The 3,213-nt window shown below is 60.1% G+C and carries 3 protein-coding genes; 2 read left to right on the top strand and 1 reads right to left on the bottom strand.

Annotated elements, in window-relative coordinates:
* Nucleotides 1–938 (top strand): ATP-binding protein (locus VGG64_02725; GenBank protein ID HEY1598486.1); only part of this gene is annotated, 938 nt, incomplete at its 5' end.
* A 60-nt stretch (nt 939–998) separates the two neighbouring features.
* Here the strand turns inward: VGG64_02725 and VGG64_02720 are convergent.
* The gene (locus VGG64_02720; GenBank protein ID HEY1598485.1) at nt 999–2,204 is read right to left on the bottom strand and encodes a phosphatidylserine/phosphatidylglycerophosphate/cardiolipin synthase family protein; all 1,206 of its coding nucleotides are present in this window, start codon (nt 2,202–2,204) and stop codon (nt 999–1,001) included.
* Nucleotides 2,205–2,369: 165 nt separating this feature from the next.
* On the opposite strand from VGG64_02720, the gene VGG64_02715 reads away from it, so the two are divergent.
* Entirely contained in the window at nt 2,370–3,050 is a 681-nt protein-coding gene (locus VGG64_02715; GenBank protein HEY1598484.1) for a hypothetical protein, read from the top strand.
* The last annotated feature ends 163 nt before the right edge of the window (nt 3,051–3,213 follow it).

The following is a 3,213-nucleotide window of genomic DNA, read 5'->3' as shown; positions in this document are numbered from 1 at the left end:
CGCCGAAATTCGACGCTCGACTGGTACACGTGGTTCTGCCCAGTTTTCGCGGATCCAGCGGGGTCCCGGATTTTTGGGCTGTGTCGACGCGCGATTATGAGAGCGTGCGACGATATGTCCGTCGCCTGGGACGACGTTCGGCCCGGACTCCGGCACCGATCATGCTGGCCGCTGATCGAGATCGCCTCTGGCAAAACACGGTTGGGTTTTTGCTATCGAGTTCGACGGTGTTCCGTCAGTACGCGATAGCAAAAAAACGCGGCGCTCTTCTCGTCGGCGCACCCGGCAATGGCAAGACAATGGCTTGCCGCTGGCTATTCGGCGAGTGCCGTCGTCATGGCCTTCGTTGGCGAAACGTAACCGTTGCCGACTACGAGGAAGCACGGGAACATCGTCAGGTGAACACTTTGTTTCACTTGGATCGGCCTGGGATCGTACTGTTCGATGATCTGGATTTCGGTATACGGAACCGTGAAACCAGTGGAGCAAGTGCCGACCATAGCACATTCTTGGCCGAACTCGACGGAGTTGCAGCGCGTCGCAGTGCGATCTACCTGTTCACGTCAAATGCGCGATTGATCGATCTCGATCCGGCCTTTCGCCGGCCCGGCCGGATCGACGTGGTGATGGAGTTCCGAAAACCGTCGCGCGCTTTGCGCGCACGATACATTGACGAACGTTGGCAAGACGCAATTCGCGCGCAGGTCGACGTCGAGGCGATCATCTCGATCACGGAGGGATTGAGCTTTGCCGACCTGGAAGAGCTGCGCAAGCTGCTGGTGTTGCGGTTCGTCGAGCAGCAGGTCTGGGACTGGCAGCATGCATGGCGAGTATTTCACGATAGCCGTGGCACGCAACGCGCCGAGCAAATCGGGTTTGGCGCGAAGTTCGACGACAACGCAACTACAGTGAAAAACTGCGAGATTCACGCTAGCTAGGGCGATTTGGCATTTAAAAGCTCGACAGCAACCACCTCTACGCCAAAGCGCACCTGTGTCTCATAGCCACCAGCGTAGCAGGTAGGCGCCGCGATCTAATAATCGCTGCCAGAAGCCGTGCCGCTGACATTCGGCCAGTGTGACCGGCCGGCTCGCGGCCAGTTCCTCATCGCAAATCTTCGTTACGGCCTGCGCCATCGCTGCCGAACGAATCACGGCCAGAAATTCCAGATTGATTTCCAGGCTGCGCGGGTCGAGGTTGCAGGAACCGACGACGGTAAAGCGGTCGTCAATAACCGTCACCTTGCTGTGCAGCATCGAGCGTTGCCGCTCAAAAATCTCGATGCCGCGCTTCAACAGCTGTTCGTATATAAACCGTGTGGCCCGCTGCACCAGCGGCACGTCGCTCGCGCCTGGTACGATTACCGTCACCCTACTGCCGCCCCGGCACACACGAAAGATCGTGCGCAGCACGCGCCGCGTGGGCAAAAAATAAGCCATCGATACCAACACGCGCTGCCGTGACAGGCCAATGAGCCGTGTGAATACCCGCTCGGCGCGCGAAAAATTCAATCCCGGACCGCTATCGTAGAAACGGATGAAATCCTCCGCGCCGCGCGGCAATCGCACGCGCCGATAGGCCCTAGGCCGGCGGTCTATCGGCTCATGATGCGCACGCTGCCAGGAGCGGTCGAAGCTCTCGGCCACGTCGGCCACTTGCGGCCCGACCATGCGAACGTGCACGTCGCGCCAACCGCCGGAATCGGAAACGTCGTCCAGCACGGCGCGCTTGCGGGGAGGCGCCGTCTCGACCACGTTCATCCCGCCGAAATACGCCACCTGATCATCGATCACAAGTAGCTTGCGATGGTTGCGGCGGTTCATTATCTCGAAGAATGACAAATTGCGCAGTGCGTAGAGCAGCGAGTGGAACGCATGGACGCGAACGCCCGCCGCCCTTAGGCGCTCGAACAGCGTTGCCGGCGTTCCTTGGCTGCCGATCGCATCGTACAGCAGACGCACGTCCAGGCCCGCGCGGGCCCGCGCGGCGAGTGCTTCTGCGATGCGCGTGCCGGCGGCATCGCCAGAAAAGATATAGGATTCCAACCACACGCGTGACTGAGCGCGCTCGATATCGGCCACCATCGCAGTGATCAACGGGCGCGACTCGACATACAGAGTCAGGTCGTTAGCTCCCACCCTAACCGCGGGAATCTCGGCGGCACCCAGGGCATGCTCGGCAATCTCGGGCAACGGCGAATCCATGTTTGCATAGTAACCGCCCTTCTGCACAGGACGAAGTCCGATGGCTAGCAATCGTGCAGCCGGGTACGATCGTAGGGGATTTTCCACCCTCGGTTAGACGCTTTCCGCTCATGATGCTGCGGGAATGTGACCCTGAGCCCTAGCGAACCGGCGTGCGCTCTTCTGATGCCAATCCGCGTTGTCAAATTAGGCGGAAGCTTAACCGACATGCCGCAATTACTGCCGCGGCTGCGTGAGTGGTTGGCCCGGCAACTTCCCTCGGACACGATTCTGGTCGTCGGCGGCGGTGCGCTGGTCGAGGCAATTCGTGCGGCGCATGTATTGCGCCCCTTGCCGGAACGAACCGCCCATTGGCTGTGTGTACGGGCCATGGGGCTACAAGCCGACGCCATGCTATCGCACATGCACGAAGCCGAGCGGCTGGTCAGCGTCGCAGATATGTGCGAAGCGAACACCGCCCACCATGGCGGCAAGAAGATGAACGATTCCGTTGTCGATTCTCGCTCAGAAGTATTCGACGTACGGGGCGATTATCGGCTCCTGATTCTCGATCCGTGGAACTTCCTCCACGAAGAAGAACCTCGACTTGCCGAGTGCGCTTTACCCGAAAGTTGGGACGTGACGAGCGATTCGATTGCCGCTCGGTTAGCAGAGTTAACGCAGGCCGACGAATTGGTCCTGCTCAAGTCCGCATTGCCAATGCAGAACACGGTCGCTGCACTTGCCGAAAGTGGATACGTCGACCCGTTCTTTCCAGAAGCGGCGAAGAAACTCGCGCGAATTCGTGTCGTCAACCTGCGAGACGCCGCGTGCCAAGAGAACGTGCTCTTGCACCGCCGGTCCTGATCTGCAGAGCGGATCTCTCAGGCCGCCCGTTTTAGTTCCACCACCAGGCGGTGGGTTGCTGGGCGTTGTTGGGCGTGGCGGCTTTGCTGCGCAGCGTGTCGAGCGTGTCGCTCTGCTCTTTGTTGTCGGCCACGCCCCAGGAGTGAATCAACACGCCGCCCGA

It is taken from the genome of Pirellulales bacterium, assembly GCA_036490175.1.
GTDB lineage: Bacteria > Planctomycetota > Planctomycetia > Pirellulales > JACPPG01 > JACPPG01.
The sequence above is the reverse complement of the archived record's forward strand: the minus strand, read 5'-3'. Positions and strand labels throughout refer to the sequence as shown.

Excerpts from the sequence above, each read along its gene's own strand:
- VGG64_02715 (HEY1598484.1), top strand. The coding sequence starts at position 2,370 with ATGCCAATCCGCGTTGTCAAATTAGGCGGAAGCTTAACCGACATGCCG.
- VGG64_02720 (HEY1598485.1), bottom strand. The coding sequence starts at position 2,204 with ATGGATTCGCCGTTGCCCGAGATTGCCGAGCATGCCCTGGGTGCCGCC.